Raw genomic sequence first — 26,456 nt, 5'->3', positions numbered from 1 at the left:
TCGGCGAGATGTCGTCCTGGTACGTCTTCTCGGCCCTCGGCATGTATCCGCAGGTCCCTTCGCGGGCCGAACTGACCCTGGCCTCACCGCTGTTCCCGCGCGTCGAGATCAGCCGCCCCGGCGGGAAGAACATCTCGATCCACGCGACCGGCGCGGCGGCCGACGCCCCGTACATCCACTCGCTCAAGGTCAACGGCCGTACCAGTGACCGTCCTTGGCTGCCCGCCTCGATCGTGCGCGGCGGCGGCCGGCTGGACTACACCCTCTCCGCCACCCCCGACCGCACCTGGGGCAGCGCCCCGGCCGACGCCCCGCCGTCCTTCCGCGACGGCGAGCAGCCGTACCAGATCGGGGTCGGCCCGACCGCCGCGACCATCGCTCCCGGCGCGAGTACGAAGATCGGCATCCGGGCCCTCTCCCTGAACGGGGGCACCGGCCCCGAGGTCCGCTACCGGGTCGAGACACCGGCCGGCCTCACCGCGACCCCCGCCCAGGGCACGGTCGTCGACGGCTCCCAGGAGATCGCCCTCTCCTCGGCCCCCGACATCGGGCAGGGCTTCTACGACGTGAAGGTCACCGTCACCTCCGGCTCCACCTCCTACGCGCAGCCCGTCTCGCTGACCGTGGCGGCGCCCGGCACCCTGCTCGCTGCGTACGACAACACGGGTGTCTCGGACGATGTGGGCGACCACGACGAGGCGGACTACGACGGCGGCGGCTGGAGCTACTCCCGTCAGGCGCTCGCGGCGGCGGGGCTGGCCCCGGGCGCCACGGGCACGGTGGACGGGCTCACCTTCACCTGGCCCGACTCCCCGGCGGGCCGTCCGGACAACGTGTCGGCCACCGGCCAGACCATCGAACTGGCCCACCCGGCACAGCAGTTGTCCTTCGTGGGCAGCGCGGTCAACGGCAACCAGCGGACCACGGCCACCGTCACCTACACCGACGGCACCACCGGCACGGCCGACCTCTCCCTCACCGACTGGACCGTCGGCGGCGGCGGGGGAACCGTCCAGTACGGCAACGAGGTGGTCGCCAGGACGGCGTACCGCAATGTCGCGGGCGCCGACAAGGACCCGGTGGCGACCTATGTGTTCGCGACCAAGCCGTTCGCCGCGCCGGACGGCAGGGCCGTCAAGTCGGTCACGCTGCCGGACGACGCGGATCTGCACGTGTTCGCGCTTGCGGTGAACTGAGGTCCGAATAGTGTGCCCTCGTCCGTTTCGGTGGCGGGGGCACATCGCCGCGTGCGAGCATCCACAGATGGATAAACGGCCGCTGCTGCCCGAGGAGTTCAGGGCCGAAGCGCGTACGGCGTTCGGGTTCCTCGTCGACGACGAGGGCTTCCGGCCGCCGGAGGAGATAGACGGCGGACTGCGCTACCGGCGCACGGACCTCATGGTGCGCATCTGGTTCCTCGGCGGCGCCGAGTCCGAGGTGCTCACACGAGTGATCCCCCTGGCGCCGGACGGCACCAGGGGGAGCGGGGCGTGGCTGGACGACCTGTACGCGGGTACCGGCTGCGGCCGGCCGCGGGACGTCCCCGCCTTCGCGTCGACCAGGAGGGCGGTGCTCAGACGGGTCCACCAGCACGCGGAGGCATTGCGCAGACTGCTGCCCTGCCTCCCCGTGCCGTGACGCTGGTCAGGCCAGCAACTCCACCTCCGCGAGGGTCGAGGCGCCGTCCAGGACCAGCCGGTAGTGCTGGTACGCGCCGGGTGTGCCGACCGTGAACGCGCGCGTCTGCCTGTCCCAAGGGAAGGACTCGCCGGAGCGCTTGTCGATCGTCTGCCAGGTGGTGCCGTCCGCCGAGCCCTGAAGGACCCAGCCGGTCGGTGCCTTGGTGTGGTCCGCCGAAGAGGTCAGCGTGTACTGGACCGCCTTCGTCCGGTCGGAGACCGGCAGGTCCACCGAGGTCACGGTCGCCTCGGTCGCCGACGTGTTGTCGAACAGGGCGCCGTCGCCCTTCAGCACGTCGGCCCGGGGCGTCGGGGCCTGGTCGCCGGTGGTGATCGACGTCGGACCGGCGTTCTTGCCCGAGCCCCACGACGACGGCTTGGAACCCATGCTGAAGTCCAGCACCCCGCCCTTGGCGAGCAGCGAGTGCGGGAGTGAAGTCGACGTCCAGGTACGGCCGTTGACCTTAAGGCCCTGGACGTAGACGTTCTTCGCGCTGTTCTTCGGCGCCCGGACGACCAGGTCCCTGCCGTTCTCCAGATGCACGGTGGCCTTGGTGAACAGGGGGGATCCGACGGAGTAGTCACCGCTGCCCATCGCCAGCGGGTAGAAGCCGAGCGCGGAGAAGAGGTACCAGGCCGACTGCTCGCCGTTGTCCTCGTCACCGTGGTAGCCCTGGCCGATCTCGCTGCCGGTGTAGAGCCGCGACAGCACCTCGCGGACGTTCTTCTGCGCCTTCCAGGGTTCGCCGGCCGCGTCGTACATGTAGATGACGTGGTGGGCGACCTGGTTGGAGTGGCCGTACTGGCCCATGCGTACGTCCCGCGCCTCGGTCATCTCGTGGATGACCCCGCCGTAGGAGCCGACGGTGTCGGCGGAGGCGGTCTCGGGGGTGGCGAAGTACTGGTCGAGCTTCTGGGCGAGGCCGCTCCGGCCGCCGTAGAGGTCGGCCAGGCCGCGGCTGTCCTGCGGGGCGGTGAAGGCGTAGCCCCAGCCGTCGGTCTCGGTGTAGTCGTAGCCCCAGACCCGCGGGTCGTAACTGGCCGAGTCCACCCGCCAGTTGCCCTTGGCGTCCCGGCCCTGGAAGAAGCCGGCCTGTTTGTCGAAGAGGTTGACGTAGTCCTGGGCCCGGTTGAGGAAGTACTCGGACTCCTCCTTGTAGTGCTTCTCCTTGGTCTTCTGGTAGAGCGCCTGGCCCATCCGGGCGATGCCGTAGTCGTTGACGTAGCCCTCCATCGCCCAGGAGAAGCCCTCGTTGGTGTCGGTGCTGGTGTAGCCGAGGAAGGGCGAGGTGGTCATGCCCTTGCGGCCGACGCCCGACGCGGGCGGGACGACGGTGGCGTTCTTCAGGGCCGCGTCGTAGGCCGACTTGGCGTCGAAGTGGACGCCCTTGACGTACGCGTCCGCGAACGCGACGTCCGAGGAGGTGCCGGTCATCAGGTCGGCGTAGCCGGGCGAGGACCAGCGGGAGGTCCAGCCGCCGTCCTTGTACTGCTGCACGAACCCGTCGACCATCTCACCCGCCTGATGGGGCGTCAAAAGTGAGTACGCCGGCCAGGTCGTCCGATAGGTGTCCCAGAAGCCGTTGTTGACGTAGACCTTGCCGTCCACGATCTTCGCGCCGGTGTGTGTCGGGGTGTCCGGGTTCGGCATCGCGGAGAACGGCGAGGCGTACTGGTAGGTCGAACCGACCTTCTCGAAACCGGAGTTGGGGTAGAGGTACAGCCGGTACATGCTGGAGTAGAGGGTGGTCAGCTGGTCCGGGGTGGCGCCCTCCACCTCCACCTTGCCGAGCAGCTTGTCCCAGGAGTGCTGGGCCCGCTTCTTGACCGTGGCGAAGGAGGTGCCGTCCGGGATCTCCTGGCGCAGGTTGTCCTTGGCCTGGTCGACGCTGATCAGCGAGGTGGCCAGGCGCAGGGTGACCGTGTGGTCGGCGCCGGGTTTGAAGCGCAGGTACCCCTTGACGCCGCTCGACGAGCCGTCCGTCACCGGCGCGTCGAACGCGCCGTAGACGAAGAGCCGGGTCGCCCCCGTGGAGAGGCCGGACTTGACGTCGGAGTAGCCGGTGACAGTCCCCGTCTCCTTGTCGAGGGTCAGGCCGGCCTGTTCGGTGACGTTGTCGAAGAGCACGCTCGCGTCGTCGCCGGGGTAGGTGAACCGCAGCGAGGCCGCGTGGTCGGTCGGGGCCATCTCGGCCTTGAGACCGTTCTCGAAGGTGACGCCGTAGTAGTAGGGGCGCGCGGTCTCGTTCTCGTGCCGGAAGGGCAGTTGGCGGGCCGTGCGGTCGGTGCTCGGGGTGCCGGACGCGGCGGACGGCATCAGCTGGAAGGTCTGCCGGTCGCCCATCCAGGGGCTCGGTTCATGGCTCGCGCTGAACGCCTGGATCGTCGGCAGGTTGTCGTCGTTGTTCGCCCGCGCGTAGTCGTAGAGCCAGCTGAGCGAGGACGCGTTGGTCACCGGCGTCCAGAAGTTGAAGCCGTGCGGTACGGCCGTCGCGGGGAAGTCGTTGCCGCGCGAGAAGCTGCCGCTGGAGTTGGTGCCCCGGGTGGTCAGCGCGTAGTCGGAGAGATGCGCCTTCGGCTTCTCCGGGGCGGCCTGACGGATGGTCAGGTCGTCCAGCCAGCCGCGGAACTTGGCCGGCCCGGTGGCGGAGTCGTAGGCGATCAGGACCCGGTCGACGGTCTTGCCGGCCGCGACCGAACCTATCCGGGAGAGCACGTTGTTCCACTGGTTGACGTAGAGGATCTTGGCCGCGCCCTGTCCCCGCGGGGTCAGCGCGAAGCCGTGCGCGTCCGTCGCGCCGAGGCCGCTCAGGTAGGTGCCGTCCGTGAAGGCGAGGTCCACGGAGACGTTGGTGGCGTCGTAGTCCCGGTCGCCGTCCGCCATCGACGGGTAGATCCGGTACCCCAGTTGGGTGTTCCGGCCGACCGCCACGTTGACGTCGAAGACCTTGTTGTACGAGTACGCCCGCCCCGTGGCCGTGTGCCGGCCGGCGTAGCGCAGCGCGCGCTTCCCGGTGTAACCCGCGCCCGCCTTGGCGGTCGGGGAGCCGCTGGGTCCCCGGTCGACCAGCGAGAGCATGTCCTGCGGGACGGGGGCGGTGGTGCCGCCGGTCGAGAACTGGACGTCGGCGAGCTGCACGATGCCGGAGGCGCCGTTGTTCTTCGTGATGTCGAGCCGGAAGTGCTGGTATTCGGCCGGTTCGGCGAGATCGTAGGACTTCGTCTGGAACCGTTCGCCGAAGGTCTCGCCGGCGCGGGTGTCGAGGGTCTTCCACTCCTTGCCGTCCGCCGAGCCCTGGAGAGTCCAGTCCCGGGGATCGCGTGGGGCGTAGTCGTTCGCCGAAGTGAGCGCGTAGGTAACGACCTTGACCGGCTTGTCGAGGTCGAACTCGGCCCAGCCGGTGGACTCGAAGGCGAGCCACTTGGTGCTCGCCTCGCCGTCGACGAGGTTCTCCTTCACCTCACCGCCGGACGTGTTCTCGGCGCTCGCCCGGACGTCGGTGACATGGTCGGTGACGTTGCCCGGGATGCCCGTGCTGTAGCCGCCGTCGACGCCCGAGGCCCGCGGGGAGCCGTCCGGTGCGGTGTCGACCGTGTTGAGCCAGTCGGGTGCCGGATCACCCGTCTCGAACGACGACGCGAACTCCCGGTCCGCCGCCGGTGCCTTGGCGGGCAGGGCGACCGCTGCCCCCTGTGAACCCGCCGCCAGTGCCAGGGCGACTGCCGTGACGACCGTTGGACCCCACCATCTGCGATGCATACGAGGGCACCCTCCCTGCACTGTGGACAACGTTGTCAACTACGACGCGCAAGGAACAGTAGGGAGTCAAGTGGCCAGGCCTGTCAAGGGTGTTGAGTGTGGCATTCGAGGCCAATAGCGTGGATATTTCCGTCAGGGAACGCACAAGGGGCTGATATTTCCGCGAGGTCTCAACTCGGAAAAGACCGACTGCCAACCTTGCATTCGATCTTGCTCCGTTGGCGGGAAGTGGACTATACCTGTCGGCGATCCCGGACCATCTCTACCGAGTACCGGAAACGCACTTCCTGCACGACCCAGCTTGACCCGACCGCGGTGCCGGGAAGGATCCGGTTCACCGCCTGAGTCCTGGAGAAGGCGAGGACTTGAGCATGGGATCCACTTCCGCCGAGCACGGTGAGGGCTACGGCCGTCGCGACTTGATCAAGAGGTCGGCCGCGCTCGGTCTGATCTCCGTACCGGCCATGAGCTTCCTGGCGGCCTGTGCGAGCAGCGACAGCGGCACGGAGAAGAAGGCCAAGGCGGGCACGAAGTCCGCGAAGAACCCGCTGGCGGTGAACGACACCGCGCAACTGGAGTTCGTCCTCTTCGACGGCGGTTTCGGGAAGGAGTACGCCGAGGACGCCGTCAAGATCTACCAGCAGGACTTCCCGAAGGCGAAGGTCAAGTTCTCCGCCACCCAGAAGATCCAGTCGACGCTGCAACCGCGGTTCAACCAGGGCACGCCGCCGGACCTCATCGACAACTCCGGTGCGGAACAGATGGACATGGGCGTCCTCGTCGGCAAGAAGCAGCTCTCCGACCTCACCCCGCTGCTGGACGCCCCCTCGTTCGACGACCCCTCGAAGAAGGTCCGCGACACCCTGCGGCCCGGCATCGTCGAGATGGGCCAGTTCGACGGGGACCCCGTCTGGATCATGTACTACGCCTACACGGTGTACGGCGTCTGGTACTCGCAGAAGGCCCTGGACTCGCTCGACGAGAAGTACCCCGAGACCTGGGACCAGATGCTCGCGGTCTGCGCGAAGGCCAAGAAGAAGGGCATGGCGGGGTGGACGTACGCGGGCAAGTACCCGTACTACGTGCCCTTCTCGCTCTACCCGATGATCGGCAAGGTCGGCGGTCGCGAGGTGCTCGACGCCATCGACAACCTGGAGCCGAACGCCTGGAAGCACCCGGCCGTCAAGGCCTGTTTCGAGGCGTACTACGAGCTGTACAAGAAGGGCTACATCCTCAAGGGCACGCCCGGCCTGGACCACATCCAGTCACAGACCGCGTGGGCCAAGGGCGAGGCGCTGTTCATCCCGAACGGCTCCTGGGTGGAGAACGAGTCCGCCAACGTCATCCCGAAGGACTTCGACCTCGCCGTCTCCGCGCCGACCGGCATCGACAGCTCCGACAAGCTGCCGTTCGGCACCATCTGGGCGTCCGGCGGCGAGCCCTTCGTCGTGCCGGCCAAGGCGAAGAACGCGGCGGGGGGCATGGAGCAGCTGCGCATCATGCTCAGCGAGGCCTCGTCGAAGAACTTCACCGCCAAGGTCAAGTCGCTGACGGCCTTCAACGGCGGCACGAGCGGGATCACCCTCACGCCGGGCCTCAAGTCCGGTGTGGCGGCGCTCAAGCTGGCCGGTGACAACGTGCTGAACCCGCGGCTCCAGGACTGGTACGTGCAGTTGCAGAAGGAGCAGATCGGGGTGGGCGGCCTCGGCGAGATGATGGCCGGACGGGCGACGCCGGCCGAGACCATCAAGAAGATCCAGGGCTACGCCGACGCCGCCGCCAAGGACACGTCGGTCAAGCACTACAAGCACCAGTGAGGATCCGTCACCAGCGGCGGCGCCCGCCCAGAGATCGGGGTCGGTAGCAATGCAGCACGGCAAGTACCGGTTCATCGTGGGGTTCCTGACCGTTCCCCTGGGGCTGTACGCGCTTTTCGTCGTATGGCCGTTCATCCAGTCCATCTACTATTCGTTCACGGACTGGACCGGACTGAGCCCGGAATTCAAGATGGTGGGCTTCGACAACTACAAGAGAATGTTCCACGACGAGATCTTCTGGAAATCGTTGCAGCACAGTCTCCTGTTCGCGTTGGTGCTGCCGCTGGTGACGATCAGTCTCGCGTTGTTCTTCGCCTTCATGATCAATGTGGGCGGCCGGCGCCGTGCGGGCGGCCCGGTGATCTCGGGCGTCCGCGGCTCGTCCTTCTACAAGATCGTCTATTTCTTCCCGCAGGTCCTGTCGATCGCCATCGTCGCCCTGCTGTTCGCCTTCGCGTACAACCCGGACAGCGGCGCCATCAACTCGCTGCTGCGCGGTATCGGGCTCGGTAGTCTCCAGCCGCTGTGGCTGGGCGATCCGAGCCTCGCGCTGTGGTGTGTGATGGCGGTCCTCGTCTGGTCCACCGTCGGCTTCTTCGTGGTCCTCTTCTCGGCCGGGATGGCCTCCATCCCGGCCGAGCTCTACGAGGCGGCGCTGCTCGACGGCGCCGACCGGACGACCACGTTCTTCCGTCTCACCTTGCCCCTGCTGTGGGACACGGTGATGTCCGGCTGGGTCTACATGGGCATCCTCGCGCTGGGCGCCGAGTCGTTCGCGGTCGTACAGATCATGACGACCGGTCCCGGCGGCCCCGACTACTCGACCACCGTCCTGGTCCTGTACGTGTACCAGAAGGCGTTCCGGGACGGACAGGCCGCCTACGCGACCACCATCGGCGTCGCCCTGCTCGTCGTCACGCTGGCCTTCGCCGCCGTCGTGATGCGGCTGGGCCGCCGTGAGCGGCTGGAGTTCTGACCAGATGAAGACGACCGAGACCCCCGCCCCCGTGCCGGCCGAGCCCGGTGTCACCGTCGCCGAGACCGCTCCGCCCGCCGGAGAGCCGCCGAGGCGGCGGAAGTGGGAGGGCGGAATCCTCAACGCCTTCTCGCACGGCATGCTCGTCCTGTGGGCGTTCATGGTCGCCATGCCGCTGCTGTGGGCGGTGATGACGTCCTTCAAGAACGACAGCTCGATCTTCAGCTCCCCCTGGGCGCTGCCGGACACGCTGCACTTCGACAACTGGGCGCGGGCCTGGACCGACGCCAACATGAGCGACTACTTCCTCAACACCGTTCTGGTGGTGGGCGGTTCACTCATCGGGACGCTGGTGCTCGGCTCCATGGCCGCCTACGTGCTCGCCCGCTTCGACTTCCCGGGCAACCGCTTCATCTACTTCCTGTTCATCGGCGGCATGAGCTTCCCGATCATGCTCGCGCTGGTCCCGCTCTTCTACGTCGTCAACAACATGGGGCTGCTGAACTCGATCCACGGCCTGATCCTGGTCTACATCGCCTACTCGCTGCCCTTCACGGTCTTCTTCCTGACCGCGTTCTTCCGGACCCTGCCCACCTCGGTGGCGGAGGCCGCGTTCGTGGACGGCGCGTCGCACACCCGGACCTTCTTCCAGATCATGCTGCCGATGGCCAAGCCCGGTCTGATCAGCGTGGGGATCTTCAACTTCCTCGGCCAGTGGAACCAGTACATGCTGCCCACGGTCCTCAACACCGATCCGGACAAGCGGGTCCTCACCCAGGGGCTGGTGCAGCTCGCCGCCAGCCAGGGGTACAAGGGCGACTGGTCCGGGCTCTTCGCCGGGCTGGTGATGGCGATGCTCCCGGTGCTCGCGGCGTACATCGTCTTCCAGCGCCAGGTGGTTCAGGGTCTGACAGCGGGGGCGCTCAAGTAGCGGCTCACCCGGACACCCGTACAGCCGCTCCCGGGCACCGGGAGCGGCCCGCACGTATGTGTGCAAGCACCCGGATGCGGTTCAACCTCTTGACGGGAGGCGACCCGAACGGCTCAGCTTAGAGTTCACTAGTTGGACATAGACGGGGCCTCATTGAAGCGGTCCCGCGCGCAGGAGGTCGTCGTGGAGACTCCGGGGTCGCAGTCGTCACTGCACCGAGCCAATCTTGAACGGGTGGTCCGGGCGGTGCGATTGGCCGGGTCGCTGACCCAGGCGGAGATCGCGAGGACGACGGGCCTCTCGGCCGCCACGGTGTCCAACATCGTGCGCGAGCTCAAGGACGGCGGAACGGTCGAGGTCACCCCCACCTCGGCGGGCGGCCGCAGGGCGCGCAGCGTCTCCCTGAGCGGCGACGCGGGCATCGTCATCGGGGTCGACTTCGGGCACACGCATTTGCGCGTGGCGGTCGGGAACCTCGCCCATCAGGTCCTCGCCGAGGAGTCCGAGCCGCTCGACGTCGACGCCTCCTCCACCCAGGGCTTCGACCGGGCGGAGGAGCTGGTCAACCGCCTGATCAGCGCCACGGGCGTGGACCACGCCAAGATCGCCGGCGTCGGGGTGGGCGTACCGGGGCCGATCGACGTGGAGTCGGGCAGCCTGGGCTCCACCGCCATCCTGCCGGGCTGGACCGGCGCCAGGCCCGCCGAGGAGCTGCGGGGGCGGCTCGGCGTGCCGGTGCACGTGGACAACGACGCCAATCTTGGGGCCCTCGGCGAGCTGGTCTGGGGGAGCGGGCGAGGGGTCCGCGACCTGGCGTACATCAAGGTGGCGAGCGGGGTCGGCGCCGGGCTGGTGATCAACGGCAACATCTACCGGGGTCCGGGCGGCACGGCGGGGGAGATCGGGCACATCACCCTCGACGAGTCCGGCCCCGTCTGCCGCTGCGGGAACCGGGGTTGCCTGGAGACCTTCACGGCCGCGCGCTACGTGCTGCCGCTGCTCCAGTCCAGTCACGGCACGGACCTGACGATGGAGGGCGTGGTGCGGCTGGCCAGGGACGGGGACCCGGGTTGCCGCCGGGTGATCGCCGACGTCGGCCGTCATATCGGCAGCGGGGTCGCCAATCTCTGCAATCTCCTGAACCCGAGCCGAGTGGTCCTCGGTGGTGATCTCGCCGAGGCCGGTGAGCTGGTGCTCGGTCCGATCAGGGAGTCCGTGGGCCGCTACGCGATCCCCAGTGCGGCGCGTCAACTCACCGTACATCCAGGGGCACTTGGCGGCCGTGCGGAGGTGCTCGGGGCGCTCGCCCTGGCGCTCAGCGAGATGGGTGATTCGACCCTTTTGGACGGCTCGCTGTCCGCGTCCACACCTGTCTTCACTTAGAGAACGCACGACGCCGTTGCCATCTCGTTAAGTATTTACTTCTTGACGTCGCACGCGTGGCCGAGTTGACTTCCAGCCACCTCGGCCGCAACGACGCGGCCTCGTCAGGGAGGTTTCTGAAGTGAATACGCGTATGCGTCGTGCCGCCGTTGCCGTCATCGCCACCACGATGGCCGTCTCGGTCGCCGCCTGTGGCAAGGCCGGCGACAAGAAGTCCGACAGCAGCAGCTCCTCTTCGGGCGGCGACAAGGCCTCGATCGGCCTGCTCCTGCCCGACAGTGTCACCGCTCGGTACGAGAAGTTCGACAAGCCGTACTTCGAGAACAAGGTCAAGGAGCTCTGCTCCGGCTGCACCGTCCAGTACGCCAACGCCAACGCGAGCGCGTCGACGCAGGCCCAGCAGGTCAGCACCATGATCACCAAGGGCGTCAAGGTCATCGTGATCAGCGCCCAGGACTCCGCCGCGATCAAGTCCTCGATCCAGCAGGCGGTCAACAAGGGCATCAAGGTCGTCGCCTACGACCGTCTCGCCCAGGGTCCCGTCTCCGCGTACGTCTCCTTCGACAACGTCCAGGTCGGCAAGCTCCAGGGTGAGGCCCTGCTGACCTCGCTGGGCTCCAAGGCGACCACGAAGTCCAAGATCGTCATGATCAACGGTGACGACGCCGACCCGAACGCCGGACAGTTCAAGAAGGGCGCCCACGAGGCCCTCGACGGCAAGGTGAACATCGCCTACGAGCAGTCCGGTCTGTGGAAGGACAGCGTCGCCGGCCAGAAGGTGACCGCGGCCATCACGCAGCTCGGTGCCAAGAACATCGCGGGCGTCTACTCCGCCAACGACGGCATGGCCGGCGGTATCGCCACCGCCCTCAAGGGCGCCGGCATCAGCGGCATCCCGCTGACCGGTCAGGACGCGGAGCTCGCCGGTATCCAGCGCATCGTCGCCGGTACCCAGTCCAGCACCGTCTACAAGGCCTTCAAGCCGGAGGCCGAGGCGGCCGCCACCCTCGCCGTCGACCTGGCGCAGGGCAAGAGCATCTCCTCGCTCGCCACCACGACCCAGACCAGCGGCTCCGGCAACAAGGTGCCCTCGCAGCTGCTGACCCCGGTGTCGGTCACCAAGGCCAACATCAAGGACACGGTCGTCAAGGACGGTCTCTACACCGTCGCGCAGATCTGCACCGCCGACTTCGCCAAGGCGTGCAAGGCGGCCGGCCTGTCGTAATCGCCCCCCAGCGGCGAAACAGATCTCGTCCGGCGCCCGCCCCACCTTCCACACCCCGCTGTGGGGCGGGCGCCGGACGGAAATCTCCACCCGACGCAGCCGTTGCCAACCGGCACCGGCCACGCGCATGTTCATCTTGTAAATCTGTGCCCTGAGCACAACCCTCCGCGCCTTTCGACAGCGCGGTATCCCCGCCGGTCAGGCGGCGAAGGAGATGGTTCACGTGTCCGCTACGCCCGTGCTGGCGTTGCGCGGGGTCTCCAAGCGATTCGGTGCGGTGCAGGCCCTCACCGATGTAGAGCTGGAGGTCCACGCCGGAGAAGTGGTCGCGCTGGTAGGCGACAACGGCGCAGGAAAGTCCACCCTGGTCAAGACGATCGCCGGGGTGCACCCCATCGATGAGGGAGTCATCGAGTGGGAGGGCAAGCCGGTCAGCATCACCAAGCCGCACGACGCCCAGGGACTCGGCGTCGCGACGGTCTACCAGGACCTCGCCCTCTGCGACAACCTCGATGTCGTCGGCAACCTCTACCTCGGCCGTGAGCTGCTGCACCGCGGCGTCATCGACGAGGTCACGATGGAGAAGAACTCCCGCGAGCTGCTCAGCACGCTCTCCATCCGCATTCCCAGTGTGCGCATCCCGATCGCCAGCCTCTCCGGTGGCCAGCGCCAGGTCGTCGCCATCGCCCGTGCGCTGATCGGCGACCCCAAGGTCGTCATCCTCGACGAGCCCACGGCCGCCCTCGGCGTGGAGCAGACCGCGCAGGTCCTCGACCTGGTCGAGCGGCTGCGCGAGCGCGACCTCGGCGTCATCCTCATCAGCCACAACATGGCCGACGTCAAGGCGGTCGCGGACACGGTCAACGTTCTGCGGCTGGGCAAGAACAACGGCTCCTTCCCGGTGAAGGACACCAGTCAGGAAACGATCATCGCCGCGATCACCGGAGCCACGGACAACGCCGTGACCCGTCGTGCGGTGCGCAGCACGGAGGCGGCAAAGTGAGCGAGACGTCCAACACCGTGAAGAAGGACGCGGTGGAACCGACCACCGCGGCTTCCGCGGCCGACCCGACGGCCGCGCCCATCGCCACCGTCGACCCGCGTCTGCTGGTCCGCGAAGAGGGCTACAAGGGCTACATCACCGAGTTCAAGCGCAAGGTCAAGGGCGGTGAGCTCGGCTCGCTGCCGGTCGTCGCCGGCCTGATCGTCATCGGCATCATCTTCCAGGTCCAGAACAGCCGGTTCCTGAGCGCGGACAACCTGTCCAACATCAGTTACTACCTGTCCGCCACCGGCATGCTCGCCATCGGCCTCGTCTTCGTGCTGCTGCTCGGCGAGATCGACCTGTCCGTCGGCTCGGTCAGCGGTCTGGCCTCCACCCTGTTCGCGGTCTTCGTGGTCAACCACGGGATGAACGGCTGGCTGGCCCTGGTCCTGACGATCGTGACGGGCGTGCTCATCGGCGCGCTGCACGGCTTCTTCTTCGCGAGGATCGGCGTACCGGCGTTCGTGGTGACACTCGCCGGCTTCCTCGGCTGGAACGGTCTGATGCTGTGGCTGCTCGGTTCGAGCGGCACCATCAACATCCCGGACTCGGGTCCGGTGCACGTCTTCGGCCAGAGCTCCTTCTTCATGGACCAGTCGATCGCCGGCGCGTACATCCTGGCCGCGCTCGGCACCGGCTCCCTGCTCGTCGGCTCGCTCATCGACCAGCGCCGCCGCAAGGCCGCGGGGGTGCCGTTCCGGCCCACCAGCGAGATCGGCCTGCGGGTCGGCCTGCTCGCGGTGGCCTCGTTCGTCTCCGCGTCCGTGCTGAACTCCTCGGCCGGTGTCTCCAACGCGCTGGTGATCTTCCTCGCCTCGCTGGTGATCGTGGACTTCGTGCTCCGTCGCACCCCGTACGGCCGTAAGGTCTTCGCGGTCGGTGGCGGCATCGAGGCCGCGCGCCGTGCCGGTATCAACGTGCCGCTGATCCGCATCACCGTCTTCGCCATCTCCGGCGGCTTCGCGGCGATCGGCGGCATGTTCTTCGCCGGCCAGACGCAGAGCGCCACGTTGAACGCCGGTGGCGGCAACACCCTGATGCTGGCCATCGCGGCCGCGGTCATCGGCGGTACGAGCCTCTTCGGCGGACGCGGCAGCGTCTGGTCCGCCCTGCTCGGCATGCTCGTCATCCAGTCCATCCAGACCGGCCTGGACCTGCTCAACATGAACACCTCGATCCAGTACATGATCACCGGTGGCGTTCTGCTCGGCGCGGTCGTCATCGACTCCGTCTCCCGCAAGAGCCAGAAGGCGGCGGGCCGCGGCTGACCCCGTTGACCCCGTAACGCAGCGAGAACCTGTGCCCGGTACCCGAGGCGGTACCGGGCACAGTCATGTCCCCGGCGCCAGACTCGCGTCAGGGGAAAGGGTGTTCGCGGGAGGGGCCGATCGCGTGACGTACGACGCACGGGCCCGGCGCGGGCCGCGAAGGCGGAACATTAGACTCGACGAGCCCGGCAACAGCTCGATCAGCTCTACTGCAAGGAGGCACGGGTGCCGCTGCTGACCCGCATCACGGGACCGCGCGATCTGGACCGGCTCAGCCTGGAGCAGCTGGACCAGCTGGCCGGGGAGATCCGGACCTTCCTCGTGGACGCCGTGTCCAAGACAGGCGGCCACCTCGGCCCCAACCTCGGCGTGGTCGAGCTCACCCTCGCCCTGCACCGCGTCTTCGAGTCGCCCAAGGACCGGGTGCTGTGGGACACCGGCCACCAGTCCTACGTCCACAAGCTGCTCACCGGCCGTCAGGACTTCTCGAAGCTGAAGATGAAGGGCGGCCTCTCCGGCTACCCCTCGCAGGCCGAGTCCGAGCACGACGTCATCGAGAACTCGCACGCCTCGACGGTCCTCGGCTGGGCCGACGGCCTCGCCAAGGCCAACCAGGTCCTGCGGCGCGACGACCACGTGGTGGCCGTGATCGGCGACGGCGCCCTCACCGGCGGTATGGCCTGGGAGGCGCTCAACAACATCGCCGACGCCAAGGACCGCCCCCTGGTCATCGTCGTCAACGACAACGAGCGCTCCTACGCGCCGACCATCGGCGGCCTCGCCAACCACCTGGCGACCCTGCGGACCACCGACGGCTACGAGCGCTTCCTGGCCCGCGGCAAGGACCTCCTGGAGCGCACCCCGGTCGTCGGCCGGCCCCTCTACGAGACGCTGCACGGCGCGAAGAAGGGGCTGAAGGACTTCATCGCCCCGCAGGGCATGTTCGAGGACCTCGGCCTGAAGTACGTCGGCCCGATCGACGGCCACGACATCGAGGCCCTGGAGTCGGCGCTGGCCCGCGCCAAGCGGTTCGGCGGCCCGGTCATCGTGCACTGCCTCACCGAGAAGGGCCGCGGCTACCAGCCCGCCCTCCTGGACGAGGCCGACCGCTTCCACGGCATCGGCCCCATCCACCCCGACACCGGCCTGCCGGTCAAGGTGTCCGGCGCGGACTGGACCTCCGTCTTCGGCGACGAGATGGTCGCGCTCGGCCACGAGCGCGAGGACATCGTCGCGATCACCGCCGCGATGCTCCAGCCGGTCGGCCTGAAGAAGTTCGCCGACGCCTTCCCGGACCGCATCTACGACGTCGGCATCGCCGAGCAGCACGGCGCCGTCTCCGCGGCCGGCCTCGCCACCGGCGGACTCCACCCGGTCTTCGCCGTCTACGCCACCTTCCTCAACCGCGCCTTCGACCAGGTGCTGATGGACGTGGCCCTGCACAGGTGCGGGGTGACCTTCGTCCTGGACCGGGCCGGTGTCACCGGCACCGACGGCGCCTCGCACAACGGCATGTGGGACATGTCGATCCTCCAGGTCGTGCCGACCCTGCGGCTGGCCGCGCCCCGCGACGCCGACCAGGTCAGGGCCCAGTTGCGGGAGGCCGTCGCCGTCGAGGACGCGCCGACCGTGGTCCGCTTCTCCAAGGGCGCCGTCGGGCCCGCCGTACCCGCCGTGGGCCGGATCGGCGGCATGGACGTGCTGCGGGCGCCCGGCACCGACGCGCCGGACGTGCTGCTCGTCTCGGTGGGCGCTCTCGCCCCCATGTGCCTGGAGATCGCCGCCCTCCTCGACCAGCAGGGCATCTCCACCACCGTCGTCGACCCGCGCTGGGTCAAGCCCGTCGACGAGGCCATGGCCCCGCTCGCGGAGCAGCACCGGGTGGTCGTCACCGTGGAGGACAACTCCCGTGTCGGCGGCGTCGGTTCGACGATCGCGCAGGCTCTGCGGGACGCGGACGTGGATGTCCCGCTGCGTGACTTCGGCATCCCGCCGCGCTTCCTCGACCACGCCTCCCGCGCCGAGGTGATGACGGAGATCGGTCTCACCGCTCCCGACATCGCCCGGCAGGTCACCGGTCTGGTCTCCAAGCTGGACGGCCTCCCCGACGCCCGGCTCCGCACGGTCGGGGGCACCTCGGCCGACCGGCCCACGGCCGAGGCGGACTCGGTGGAGTCCGCGCGCGACTGACACGGCCGTACGGGCCGGTTTCTCCACCGCAACGGGTGGTGGAACCGGCCCGTTCGCGTGAAACCCGCCCGCGTCGGGGCATACGGTCCCCCAGTCTCGGCTTCGCTCGACCGGGGGGACCCCCATCGCCCCCTCTCGATCATGTCGAGGACGCCAAGCGTGGGAGGTACACCCGTGAGCAGCACCCTCTTCCGGACGAAGAAGGTCGAACAGTCCATCCAGGACACAGAGGAACCCGAGCACGCGCTCAAGAAATCCCTCTCGGCCCTGGATCTGACCGTGTTCGGTGTCGGCGTCGTCATCGGCACCGGCATCTTCGTCCTCACCGGCACGGCCGCGAAGAACAACGCCGGCCCGGCGGTCTCCCTCTCCTTCGTCGTGGCCGGCGTGGTCTGCGCGCTCGCCGCGCTCTGCTACGCCGAGTTCGCCTCCACGGTGCCGGTGGCGGGCTCCGCCTACACCTTCGCGTACGCCTCACTGGGCGAGTTCCCCGCCTGGATCATCGGCTGGGACCTGGTCCTGGAACTCGCCCTCGGCACGGCGGTGGTGGCCGTCGGCTGGTCGGGGTACATCCACTCGCTGCTGGACAACGCGGGCTGGCACCTGCCCATGGCGCTCAGCGGGCGGGACGGCGCCCACGGCTTCGGCTTCGACATCCTGGCCTCCGCGCTCGTCCTGGTGCTCACCGCGATCCTCGTGCTCGGCATGAAGCTCTCCGCGCGGGTCACCTCGGTCGTCGTCGCCATCAAGGTCGCCGTCGTGCTGGTGGTGATCATCGCCGGCGCGTTCTTCGTCAAGGGCAGCAACTACAAGCCGTACATCCCCAAGGCGCAGTCGGTGGCGGCGGCCGGGAACCTCAAGGCGCCGCTGATCCAGCTGATGTTCGGCTGGGCGCCCTCCAATTTCGGCGTCCTGGGCATCTTCACCGCCGCCTCCGTGGTCTTCTTCGCCTTCATCGGCTTCGACGTCGTGGCCACCGCGGCGGAGGAGACCCGCCACCCGCAGCGTGACGTGCCGCGCGGCATCCTCGGCTCGCTGATCATCTGCACCACCCTGTACGTCGCCGTCTCGGTGGTCGTGACCGGGATGCAGAAGTACAGCTCGCTGTCGATCGACGCGCCGCTCGCCGACGCCTTCAAGGCCACCGGGCACCCGTGGTTCGCGGGCCTGATCAGCTTCGGCGCCGCGATCGGTCTGACCACGGTGTGCATGATCCTGCTGCTCGGGCAGGCCCGGGTCTTCTTCGCGATGAGCCGGGACGGGCTGCTGCCCCGGTTCTTCTCGCACGTCCACCCGCGCTTCCGCACCCCGTACCGGCCGACCATCCTGCTCGGCGTGATCATCGCGATCGTCGCGGGCTTCACCAGCCTCAGCGCACTCGCCGAACTGGTCAACATCGGCACGCTCTTCGCCTTCATCGTCGTCGCGCTCGGCGTGATCATCCTGCGCCGGTCCCGCCCCGACCTGGAGCGCTCCTTCCGTACCCCGCTCGTCCCGGCGCTGCCGATCGTCTCGGTGCTGGCCTCCCTGTGGCTGATGCTGAACCTGCCCGCCGAGACCTGGCTCCGCTTCGCCCTCTGGATGGTCATCGGCTTCGTCGTCTACTTCTGCTACGGCCGCAGCCACAGTCGCCTCGCCCGGAAGGGGACGGCCGCGACCGCCCCGCCGAAGTGACCGTCCGCCGCCGCCTCCGGCCCCGTACGCGCCCTCGCCGGGCGAGTGCGGGGCCGATGTCTACGCCGGGCCCCGCACACTCCGCGGCCCCGCGACCTCCGCGCCCAACTCCGTTACCCTGCACCGGAGTTCGCGATCCGCCGTGACGACCAGACAGCGCCGGCCGGCGGCCTCGGCGACCAGTTCCACCATCCGGTCGTCCCCGCTCCCCGGCGCGGAGTCCACCCGTACACCGGGCACCGAGGCCACCCCGCGGGCCGCGCCCTCGACCACCAGCAGGATGTCCACGGGCCCCGGCCGCCCCGGGACACCGTCCGCCGCCAGCCGGTCCCGCAGCCGCTCCGCCGCGCCCCGGCGGTCCCGCCACCAGCCGTCGGGCACCGATCCGACGACGTTGGCGCCGTCGACGATCACGAGGAGGGGGGCTTCGTCGTCCATGGGAAGAGCGTCCCACGGGACGCGTCAGGCGCGCCGCGCCCAGCGCGCGGTGACGGTGGTGACCGCGTCCGCCACCCGGTCGCGGCGGACGGCGTCCGCGCGTACCGAGCGGGCGAACTCCACGTGCAGGAAGGTGAGATCGTCGGCGGCGGCCCGGCGGCCCTGGACGTTGTCGCGGCCCTCCAGCGGGCAGGAGGCGCGGGTCCAGGCCCGGCACACCGTGAAGCCGTGCGCGGCCAGGGCGCCGGCGAGCCGGCGGCCGTCGGCTCGGCCCGCGTCGCCGCGGCCGGTGGAGGCGACGACGTCGTACCCGGGGGCCGAGGCGTCGGCGAAGCCGTGCACCTGGACGCCGGGCAGACGGCGCCGGACCAGTTCGTCGCAGACCGCGTCGAAGACGGAGTCGGTGCGGTGCGCCATGTCGGCCGCGTTGCCCGCGCCGGCCCGGCGGTGGGCGCCCGCGAGCACCATGATTCCGCCGGGGGAGCCCAACAGGACGCGGGCGCCGATCCGTTCGGTGTCCAGGTCGGCGACCGGGTGCGGCACCTGCACCGACCAGCGGACCGGTCCCGACAGGTCGATGTAGACCCGGCCCCAGCCGCGCGGCGCCGGCCCGTCCTCGGTGCGGTCGGAGAGTTCGGCGTACCGGCGGCCGGTGCCGGAGTCGGTGAGCGTACGCAGCCGGAAGTCGACGTCGGCAAGGAGCGGGCGGGCCCGGTCGAGGTGCCCGTCGAGGATGAGGCCGACGGCGTCGGCGACGGCCGTGCGCTCGGCCCGGCCGGGCGGTCGGTAGCCGGAGCCCGCGTGGAAGGAGGCGGTGAAGTCGGTGACGCGGCGCTCCAGTGAGACGCCGGCCGTCCCGCCGCCGCCGGTGCGGCCGGGCGCCCGCTCGTCCTGGCGCTGGCTCGTCCGGCCGATCGTGTACGCGCCCAGACCGGCGACGAGCACGGCGAACGCCACGATCGCCGCCGCGACGCCGGTCGATTTCCCTCGGTTCTCCCCCATGACCGATCAACCATAGCCAGACCCGGTCGGGGTCCGGCACGGCGGTCGGCGCGGGTGGCGGGAGCGGGAACCCGAGGTGAACGACTGGAAAAGGAGCCAACCGATCCGGTTTCCCCCGACGGTGAGAGCCAAACAGTTTTTCTCACTTTTTCTTTAACTCGTGCAACCCTTTGTTTCCTTCCGATGTCTGATGGTCCGGATCGCACTGCTGTGCGCTCTGTGACGTACGAGAGGAGTCGAACGGTGGCCGCTTCGAGCCCGAAGCGGCGGCACAAGGTCCGTAGACGGGCCGACATGTCGCTCCTGGGCGGAATCCGACCACCGATAGCGGTGCTCTCGGCTCTGCTCCTCACCCTCGCGGCGATCACCGCGCTCACCCTCGGCGCGGCGGACAACGCCCTGGTCCCGAAGGCCGTCCTGACCTCGCAGCAGTACGTCGCCGAGGACGGCGCGATCGCGCTGCGGGCCTCGCTGGACGAGTCGGTCACCGACCTCACCGGCACCGCGACCCTCTTCGACGAGGGCGATCCGGTCTCCGCCGACACCGTCCTCGACAAGGTCGGCAACGTCTACCAGAAGTGGCGCGGCACCGCCGTCATCCAGATCAAGTCCGGCAAGCTGCTCGCCGCGCGCGGCGAGAACGTCCCGCTGACCGCGATCGATCTCACCCGACTCTCACGTAAGGACGGGCTCGGACCGCGCATGGTCCGGCTGGAGAACGGCCAGACCCGGCTGATCATGATGGCCCTGCTCTCCTGGCCCGGACAGCCGCAGCAACTCCTCGTCGCGTCAAGCACGTTGAGCTTCCCCGGAGTCTCCCTCGGCCCCGGCCGCGCCATCGGCGTCATCGACTCCACCGGCCGGCTGCTCTCCAGCCACGGCGCCCTCGACGCCAAGCGGGCCCGGCAGCAACTCGCCGGCTTCGCCAAGACCGCGGCCCGCAAGGCCGAGCAGAACCCGATCAGCGCCAAGCAGCCCGGTGCCGGCGGCTACACCGGTGTCAGCGGCCACCTCACCGGCGGCGCCACCAAGAACGTACGCACCGTCGGCGGCTACGCCACCCTCGCCGCGCCCCAGGCCGGCGGCGTCACCACCGCGAGCACCCTCGGCCTCACCGTCGTCACCCAGGTCGACGTACCCGCGCGCGCCTCGCAGCTGACCCGCCCCGCGTTCGGCCTCGCCGCGGCCGGCGCCCTGCTGCTCATCGGCTCCCTCGCCGTCCTGCTGCTGCTCGGCACCGTCCAGCGCCCGCTGATCCAACTCTTCCTGGAGAGCCGCCGGTTGACCCGCGGCGACCTGGCCCGCCCGGTGAGCGTCCCCCGCTCCGGCGAGGCGGCCAGGATCGGCGCCGCCCTGGAGCGGCTGCGCCTGCAACTGCGCGGCGCCGACACCGACGTCGAGGGCCCCGCCGTGCGCAGGGGCCTCGGCGCCCGCGCCCTGCTCGCGGTCTGCGCCGTCCTGCTGCTCGTCTGGTCGGCACCGCTGATGCTGCTGCTCAACCGGGCCGACGGCTCCGTGCGCGTCCCCAACCAGATCGTCCGCGACCAGAAGGCCCGCACCGCCACCCTCAGCGACCGGGTGCGCCGGGCCCTCAACGAGGGCGACGCCGACCTCACCGCGGTGGCCGCCCTGATCGGCGACCGCACCACCTCCGAGGACATGCGGAAGGTCCTGCGGCGCACGATGCAGGAGCACGACCGCTACCAGTCCCTCTACGTCCTCGGCGCCGACGGCGAGATCCTCGCCCAGGCCGGCGCCACCCCGCACCACACCGCAGGCAAGGGCCCCGCGAAGCAGGTGATCGAGGTGAGCGGCGAGGGCGGCAAGAAGCCCGTCGTCACCGTCACCGCCGAGGCACCGGGCCGGGGCGGCGCCGCCCTCATCGGCGAGTTCCGGATCGAGTTCGTCAACGCGCTGCTCGGCCGGCAGGGCATGGGCGAGGTCCGGGTGGTCGACGCCCGGGGCCGGATCGTCGGCGGCGACTCCGGCTACCTCGCCTTCCAGAGAACCCCCTCGTACGTCACCCCGCTGCTCAAGCACGAGGACGCCTACGCCACCGTGCTGCGCGGCGGCTCCGTGCGGGTCGCGGCCGTCGCGCCCTTCAGCGGCGGCGGCGCGGCCAAACCCCTGCGGTGGAAGGTGGTCAGCTGGCAGCCCGCCTCCGGGCTCGCCATCCCCGAGTACAGCCGGCAGAACCGCACCGTCCTGGCCGGCCTGCTCGGCCTGACCGCCGCCGCGGCCTGTCTCGGCTGGCTCCACATCATCGTCGTACGACCGCTGCGCGGCCTGGCCGCCCAGTCCGAGGCGCTCGCTGACGGCGACCGCAAGACCGTGCTGTTCCCGCGCCACCACGACGAGGTCGGCGCCGTCGTGCGCAGCCTGGAACTGATCCGGCAGCAGCTCCAGGAACGGCCGCGCAGACGCGACGGCGGCAGCCGGACCCCCGCCCAGGCCGGAAGGAACTAGGAACCCAAGTGCTCTTCCTCTACACCGTGCTGGTGGTGTGCGAGGCCGTCCTGCTCATCGCCGGCCTCGTCGAACAGCGGCGGCACTACGTCAACCTCGACCACATCCCCACCCGGGTCCTGGTCAACGGCATCCGCGGCAAGTCCTCCATCACCCGGCTGTGCGCGGGCGCCCTGCGCGGCGGCGGCCTCACCACCGTCGCCAAGACGACCGGCACCGCGGCCCGGTTCATCCACCCGGACGCCACCGAGGAGCCCGTCTACCGCAAGTTCGGCATCGCCAACGTCGTCGAGCAGATCGGCATCGTGCGGCGGGCCGCCGCCTACCACCCGGACGCGCTGGTCATCGAGTGCATGGCGGTCATGCCGGCGCTCCAGGAGATCAACCAGTCCAAGCTGATCCGCTCCACCATCGGCGTGCTGTGCAACGTCCGCGAGGACCACCTCGCCGAGATGGGACCCACCCTCGACGACGTGGCCCGCTCGCTGTGCCGCTCCATGCCGCAGGACGGCATCTGCGTCACCGCCGAGCAGGACCGCTTCGACATCCTCCAGGAGGAGGCCGACGCCCGGAACTGCGAGCTGGTCTACGCCGATCCCGAGACGGTCTCCGACGAGGAGCTGCGCGGCTTCAGCTGGTTCACCTTCAAGGAGAACGTGGCGATCGCCCTCAAGGTCGCCGAACTCGTGGGCGTGGAGCGGGAGACGGCCCTGCGGGGCATGTACGACGCGCCGCCGGACCCCGGCGTCCTCTCCGTCGAGCGGTACCTCACGCCCGACGGCAAGAAGGTCCGCTTCGCCAACGTCTTCGCGGCCAACGACCCCGAGTCGACGCTGATGAACATCAACCAGCTCCTCGACCTCGGCGCCGTCCACCGCCCGCTCAACGTGGTCATCAACTGCCGCCCAGACCGCGTCGAACGCAACGGCCAGATGGGCGAGATCATCCCCGAACTCGACCCCGAGCGCGTCTTCGTGATCGGCCACCCCGCCAAGTCCGCGATCGACGCGATCCCCGCGCAGTACCGGGACCGCGCCGTCGACCTCGGCGGCGACCGGCGTGACCCCGAGGACTTCATGGCGCAGCTGCTCGGCCGGCTCGGCCCGGACTCCTCGCTCGTCGCCATCGGCAACATCCACGGCCAGGGCGAGATCCTCCTGGAGCACCTCGCCGAACTCCCGGCCGACGACAGCCCCGACGACGCGCCGACCCGGCCCGGACCCCCGCAGCGGGACACCGCCCCGGTCCCGCACCCGGAGCACGCCGAGACGATGCAGCTCTACGCGCCCCGCCTCGACCCGTACCAGCCCTACCCGGAGGCGTACGAGACGCGGTACGCGCCGCAGGCCCAGGCGCCGGCGCGAGCCACCGCCGACGGCCCGCACGAGCCGTGGCCCCCCGTCAGACCGACCCCTCAACTCCCGCAGCAGCGCGGCGCGTTCGAACCCCGTGTCCGTCCTTCCGCGCCGCCCGCCGACGACTCCCCGCAGTGGCAGAATCCAGGAGAGCAGCACCGTTGATCCCCTCCGTCCTCACCCCCGAGATCGCCGCGATCGGCATCGCCATCGGGCTGCTCTTCTCGCTGGTCTGCTACCTCACGACCAACCTCTCGCCCGGCGGGATGATCACCCCGGGCTGGCTGGCGCTGACCCTCGTCGAAGACCTCCAGCGCGCCGCCATGGTGGTCGGCGTGACCGTACTGACCTACGTCGGCACGCTGCTGATGCAGAGGTTCGTGATCCTCTACGGCAAGCGGCTCTTCGCCGCGGTCGTGCTGCTCGGCGTCACCCTCCAGGCGACCGTGATGATCGTGCTGTCACTGGAGTTCCCGCTGATGTACGCCAACCAGACCCTCGGCTTCATCGTGCCCGGCCTGGTCGCCTACCAGCTGGTGCGCCAGCCCAGGGGAGCCACCCTGCTCGCCACCGGCTCGGTGACGCTCATGGCCTATGTCGTCCTCACCGCCGGAATCCTCCTCGGCGTCATGCCGTCCGCCTGACCTTCGGAGCCGACCCCATGCCACCCAAGAAGAAACGCCCCGTCCTGCACGCCGTGACCGTGCTCGCGCTGCTCGGCGCCAGCGGCTTCCTCACCGTGGAACTGCGCAAGGACGAGCAGGCGAAGACACCCGCGGCGCAGGCCGTCATCGACCAGCCGGACCTGGAGAACGGCGGTGCCACGACCGGCAAGCAGAGCTGGGAGCGGCTGAAGAACCCCGAGCGCACGGTCCTGCGCGGCGGCAACGGCCAGATCCTCGCCACCTTCACCGACCACGCCCGCACCGCCACCCTGCGCGGCCCCTCCCGCACCTTCGCCGAGCCCGCCACCACCAGCTCCAAGGTGGTCACCGAGGACTGGGTCCGGCTGATGCCCGAACCGTGGACCAAGGGCGCCGAGAAGCAGCAGTGGTTCAAGGACTGGTTCAAGAAGTACTACGGCAGCCAGGAGGACGACATCTTCGCGATCGCCTTCCAGTACGTACAGGGCGCGCCGCTCAAGAAGGACTCCGAGGGCATCCCGTACGCCGGCGACGCCGTGTTCGGCCCGTACAAGGCGGACGGCGTGGACCGCCTGGAGCAGAACGACTTCTACGACTATCTCGGCCGCTCCTACACCTTCCGCAACGGCACGACGCTCCAGCCGCGCCCGGAGCGCTACCGCGCGCTGGACTGCTCGGGCTTCATGCGGATGGTGTGGGGCTACCGGGCACGCTACCCGCTGATGGCGACCAACACCCTCGGCGACGGCCTGCCCCGCTCGGCGGACGGCATGGCGCGCGGCAAGGAGGGCGTCGACATCATCAAGCTCCAGGGATCCGCGCCCTGGTACACCCGGCCGGCCAACATCGACGTGCTCCAGCCGGGCGACCTGCTGTTCTTCAAGATGGATCACCGCACCGGCAACCACATCGACCACGTCGCCCTCTACCTGGGCCTGGACACCGACGGCCACCGGGTCTTCGTCTCCAGCCGCAAGGAGCAGAACGGCCCGACGATGGGCGACAAGGGCGGTGTCTCCCGCATCGACGGCAACGGCTTCTACGCGGGCCTGTTCCGGAGCGCCAAGCGACTGTGAAGGAGCGGGGGGCGGGCCGCACCTGAGTGCATGGCCCAACTAGAGTGAACCGGTGAACGGCGACTGGCTCATACGCGGCCGCGACGGCCGGCTCAGTGTCTATCTCTCCTCGGGCGACGCCGTCCTGTGCCGGGCGGAACGCACGCCCGGCGGGCCGTGGGCGGCCCCGTGCCGGGTCGGCGGCGACCAGGTGCTGCATCCCGGGACGCTCGCGGCCGGCCAGGGCGCGGACGGCTACGCGCACCTGGCGGCCTGGCGGCCCACGGTCTCCGGCGAGTCCGGCCTGGTGCACTCCACGCACTTCCGGCCCCGGCTCGCGGCCCTCGACTGGAACCCGATCGGGCACCCGGACAAGAAGGGCGCGCGCACCGGCGTCCCGGCCGTCGCCGTCGACGGCGACGGCTCCGCGCACGTCTTCGTCCGCAACCGGGCCGGCGGGGTGAGCGTGGTCGCCCAGAAGACCAAGGGCGGCTGGGGCCCCTGGCGTGACCTCAAGGGACAGGACGTCCACGAGCAACTCGCCGCCGTCACAGGGGAGTCGGGCCGGGTCGAGCTGTACGCGGCGGTGCCCGGAGCGATCCTCCACTGGCAACAGGAGGCACCCGCCGGGCAGTTGGTCCTCGATGAGGCGATGGAGGCACACATCCGCCCGGGCACCCTGTGCGCCCTGGCCACCTCGCCGGAGCACACCACGCTCTTCTACACGGACGAGTCCGGCGACGTGTGCGCCTGGCGTCCCGGCGCCGAGCCGCTCACACTGCTGCCGTCGGCCGGTCCCGGCCCGGTCTCCGCGGTCCGCTGCGAACTCGACGGCCACGACTGCACGTTGCTCGCCCAGCGCTCGGCGAGCGGCCGGGTGGCGTTCGCCGCGTACCCCACCGAGGTCGAGCAGGCGGGCGCCTGGTGGACCGAGTCGGGGCCCCAACTGCCCGCGGACGCCGAGGTGTCGCTCGCGGTGGACGAGAACGACCGGGTGGTGGCGGCCACGTTGTCCGCCGCGTCCGGACAACTCCTGCTGACCCGGCGGAAGGACGAGCCGGGGCTCGCTCTGGAGGCCTGGCGGGAGGTCTGAGCGGGCCGTGCGCCATGATGGCCCCCGTGGACACCGAGACGCTGATCGACACCTGGCGAGGGCTGCTCGCCGGCTCCGGAAAGTCGTGGGTGCTCTTCGAGCACGGCACGTGTGTGGTGATCGAGGACCCAGCCGGGGACCTCGCCGAGCGGGCCACCGGCCTCCTGCGGGAGTTCGGACCGGTACAGGTGGCGGGCCCGTCGGGCGACTTCCGCGTGCTCGAACTGGGCGAGGAACAGGGCTGGTTGGTGACCGGACACCATCCGGACGTGGTCACCTTCGTCGCGTCCGGAGAACCCGACGAGCCCTCGCACCTGGCCGTCGGCATGCACGGCCGCGCCAAGCGCGACCAGGACGGGACCGGGCTGCGCGTCGTCCACGTCGAGGACGCCCGCCCGACCGCCCCGTGACACGCCGGTGCCCGGCACATCGACCGATGTACCGGGCACCGTACG

General features: G+C 69.7%; 20 protein-coding genes. 17 read left to right on the top strand and 3 right to left on the bottom strand.

Annotation, left to right across the window (positions count from 1 at the left end; translation table 11 throughout):
* Both ABZT12_RS33990 and ABZT12_RS33985 read left to right on the top strand, forming a co-directional pair.
* On the top strand, positions 1-1,196 hold a 1,196-nt coding region (locus ABZT12_RS33990; RefSeq protein WP_356391900.1), incomplete at its 5' end, for a glycoside hydrolase domain-containing protein.
* A gap of 67 nt (positions 1,197-1,263) precedes the next feature.
* The gene (locus tag ABZT12_RS33985) at positions 1,264-1,638 is read left to right on the top strand and encodes a hypothetical protein (RefSeq protein ID WP_356391897.1); all 375 of its coding nucleotides are present in this window, start codon (positions 1,264-1,266) and stop codon (positions 1,636-1,638) included.
* Between the two features lie 6 nt (positions 1,639-1,644).
* Here the strand turns inward: ABZT12_RS33985 and ABZT12_RS33980 are convergent, their stop codons facing one another.
* Positions 1,645-5,439, bottom strand: coding sequence for a GH92 family glycosyl hydrolase (locus ABZT12_RS33980; protein WP_356391894.1), 3,795 nt, complete (start codon positions 5,437-5,439; stop codon positions 1,645-1,647).
* 371 nt (positions 5,440-5,810) lie between these two features.
* On the opposite strand from ABZT12_RS33980, the gene ngcE reads away from it, so the two are divergent.
* From ngcE to ABZT12_RS33935, 9 genes are all read left to right on the top strand, one after another.
* Positions 5,811-7,256: an N-acetylglucosamine/diacetylchitobiose ABC transporter substrate-binding protein gene (gene ngcE, locus ABZT12_RS33975; protein WP_356391891.1), complete on the top strand. Its 1,446-nt coding sequence runs from the start codon at positions 5,811-5,813 to the stop codon at positions 7,254-7,256.
* Between the two features lie 49 nt (positions 7,257-7,305).
* Positions 7,306-8,232: a sugar ABC transporter permease gene (locus ABZT12_RS33970; protein ID WP_356391888.1), complete on the top strand. Its 927-nt coding sequence runs from the start codon at positions 7,306-7,308 to the stop codon at positions 8,230-8,232.
* Between the two features lie 4 nt (positions 8,233-8,236).
* Entirely contained in the window at positions 8,237-9,163 is a 927-nt protein-coding gene (locus ABZT12_RS33965; protein ID WP_356391885.1) for a carbohydrate ABC transporter permease, read from the top strand.
* 183 nt (positions 9,164-9,346) lie between these two features.
* Entirely contained in the window at positions 9,347-10,546 is a 1,200-nt protein-coding gene (locus tag ABZT12_RS33960) for an ROK family transcriptional regulator (RefSeq protein WP_356391882.1), read from the top strand.
* 133 nt (positions 10,547-10,679) lie between these two features.
* The gene (locus tag ABZT12_RS33955) at positions 10,680-11,771 is read left to right on the top strand and encodes a substrate-binding domain-containing protein (RefSeq protein WP_356391909.1); all 1,092 of its coding nucleotides are present in this window, start codon (positions 10,680-10,682) and stop codon (positions 11,769-11,771) included.
* A 214-nt stretch (positions 11,772-11,985) separates the two neighbouring features.
* Positions 11,986-12,774: an ATP-binding cassette domain-containing protein gene (locus ABZT12_RS33950; RefSeq protein WP_356391879.1), complete on the top strand. Its 789-nt coding sequence runs from the start codon at positions 11,986-11,988 to the stop codon at positions 12,772-12,774.
* Positions 12,771-14,084, top strand: coding sequence for a sugar ABC transporter permease (locus ABZT12_RS33945; protein WP_356391876.1), 1,314 nt, complete (start codon positions 12,771-12,773; stop codon positions 14,082-14,084). The genes ABZT12_RS33950 and ABZT12_RS33945 overlap by 4 nt, the downstream gene beginning before the upstream one ends.
* Before the next feature lie 225 nt (positions 14,085-14,309).
* Complete coding sequence (gene dxs / locus ABZT12_RS33940; RefSeq protein ID WP_356391874.1) at positions 14,310-16,274, top strand: 1-deoxy-D-xylulose-5-phosphate synthase; 1,965 nt, start codon at positions 14,310-14,312, stop codon at positions 16,272-16,274.
* Between the two features lie 174 nt (positions 16,275-16,448).
* Positions 16,449-17,948, top strand: a complete 1,500-nt coding sequence (locus ABZT12_RS33935; RefSeq protein WP_356391871.1) for an amino acid permease — start codon at positions 16,449-16,451, stop codon at positions 17,946-17,948.
* Positions 17,949-18,008: 60 nt separating this feature from the next.
* Here the strand turns inward: ABZT12_RS33935 and ABZT12_RS33930 are convergent, their stop codons facing one another.
* Both ABZT12_RS33930 and ABZT12_RS33925 read right to left on the bottom strand, forming a co-directional pair.
* Positions 18,009-18,386, bottom strand: coding sequence for an NTP pyrophosphohydrolase (locus ABZT12_RS33930; RefSeq protein ID WP_356391868.1), 378 nt, complete (start codon positions 18,384-18,386; stop codon positions 18,009-18,011).
* A gap of 24 nt (positions 18,387-18,410) precedes the next feature.
* Positions 18,411-19,388 carry a hypothetical protein gene (locus ABZT12_RS33925; protein WP_356391865.1) on the bottom strand — a complete coding sequence of 326 codons (978 nt, stop codon included), beginning with the start codon at positions 19,386-19,388 and terminating at the stop codon, positions 18,411-18,413.
* A 294-nt stretch (positions 19,389-19,682) separates the two neighbouring features.
* On the opposite strand from ABZT12_RS33925, the gene ABZT12_RS33920 reads away from it, so the two are divergent.
* Genes ABZT12_RS33920 through ABZT12_RS33895 form a run of 6 tightly spaced genes read left to right on the top strand, consistent with a single transcriptional unit; the run spans position 19,683 to position 26,411 of the window.
* The gene (locus tag ABZT12_RS33920) at positions 19,683-21,854 is read left to right on the top strand and encodes a HAMP domain-containing protein (RefSeq protein WP_356391906.1); all 2,172 of its coding nucleotides are present in this window, start codon (positions 19,683-19,685) and stop codon (positions 21,852-21,854) included.
* 8 nt (positions 21,855-21,862) lie between these two features.
* Positions 21,863-23,374 (top strand): poly-gamma-glutamate synthase PgsB, encoded by a 1,512-nt coding sequence (gene pgsB / locus ABZT12_RS33915; RefSeq protein ID WP_356391862.1) that lies wholly within the window; start codon positions 21,863-21,865, stop codon positions 23,372-23,374.
* On the top strand, positions 23,371-23,853 hold the full coding sequence (locus ABZT12_RS33910; protein WP_356391860.1) for a poly-gamma-glutamate biosynthesis protein PgsC/CapC: 483 nt from the start codon (positions 23,371-23,373) through the stop codon (positions 23,851-23,853). Before pgsB ends, ABZT12_RS33910 begins: the two co-directional genes overlap by 4 nt.
* 17 nt (positions 23,854-23,870) lie before the next feature.
* Entirely contained in the window at positions 23,871-24,929 is a 1,059-nt protein-coding gene (locus tag ABZT12_RS33905) for an NlpC/P60 family protein (RefSeq protein ID WP_356391858.1), read from the top strand.
* A gap of 52 nt (positions 24,930-24,981) precedes the next feature.
* The gene (locus ABZT12_RS33900; protein WP_356391856.1) at positions 24,982-26,001 is read left to right on the top strand and encodes a hypothetical protein; all 1,020 of its coding nucleotides are present in this window, start codon (positions 24,982-24,984) and stop codon (positions 25,999-26,001) included.
* 17 nt (positions 26,002-26,018) lie between these two features.
* Positions 26,019-26,411, top strand: a complete 393-nt coding sequence (locus tag ABZT12_RS33895; protein WP_356391903.1) for a hypothetical protein — start codon at positions 26,019-26,021, stop codon at positions 26,409-26,411.
* Positions 26,412-26,456: the final 45 nt, after the last annotated feature.

Source organism: Streptomyces sp. NPDC005423, assembly GCF_040606415.1.
Lineage (GTDB): Bacteria > Actinomycetota > Actinomycetes > Streptomycetales > Streptomycetaceae > Streptomyces.
Note: the sequence above shows the minus strand (reverse complement) of the source record. Positions and strands in the feature narration are given on the sequence as shown.

Excerpts from the sequence above, each read along its gene's own strand:
- ABZT12_RS33985 (WP_356391897.1), top strand. The coding sequence starts at position 1,264 with ATGGATAAACGGCCGCTGCTGCCCGAGGAGTTCAGGGCCGAAGCGCGT.
- ABZT12_RS33980 (WP_356391894.1), bottom strand. The coding sequence starts at position 5,439 with ATGCATCGCAGATGGTGGGGTCCAACGGTCGTCACGGCAGTCGCCCTG.
- ngcE (WP_356391891.1), top strand. The coding sequence starts at position 5,811 with ATGGGATCCACTTCCGCCGAGCACGGTGAGGGCTACGGCCGTCGCGAC.
- ABZT12_RS33970 (WP_356391888.1), top strand. The coding sequence starts at position 7,306 with ATGCAGCACGGCAAGTACCGGTTCATCGTGGGGTTCCTGACCGTTCCC.
- ABZT12_RS33965 (WP_356391885.1), top strand. The coding sequence starts at position 8,237 with ATGAAGACGACCGAGACCCCCGCCCCCGTGCCGGCCGAGCCCGGTGTC.
- ABZT12_RS33955 (WP_356391909.1), top strand. The coding sequence starts at position 10,680 with ATGCGTCGTGCCGCCGTTGCCGTCATCGCCACCACGATGGCCGTCTCG.
- ABZT12_RS33950 (WP_356391879.1), top strand. The coding sequence starts at position 11,986 with ATGGTTCACGTGTCCGCTACGCCCGTGCTGGCGTTGCGCGGGGTCTCC.
- ABZT12_RS33930 (WP_356391868.1), bottom strand. The coding sequence starts at position 18,386 with ATGGACGACGAAGCCCCCCTCCTCGTGATCGTCGACGGCGCCAACGTC.
- ABZT12_RS33925 (WP_356391865.1), bottom strand. The coding sequence starts at position 19,388 with ATGGGGGAGAACCGAGGGAAATCGACCGGCGTCGCGGCGGCGATCGTG.
- ABZT12_RS33920 (WP_356391906.1), top strand. The coding sequence starts at position 19,683 with ATGTCGCTCCTGGGCGGAATCCGACCACCGATAGCGGTGCTCTCGGCT.
- ABZT12_RS33905 (WP_356391858.1), top strand. The coding sequence starts at position 23,871 with ATGCCACCCAAGAAGAAACGCCCCGTCCTGCACGCCGTGACCGTGCTC.
- ABZT12_RS33895 (WP_356391903.1), top strand. The coding sequence starts at position 26,019 with ATGGCCCCCGTGGACACCGAGACGCTGATCGACACCTGGCGAGGGCTG.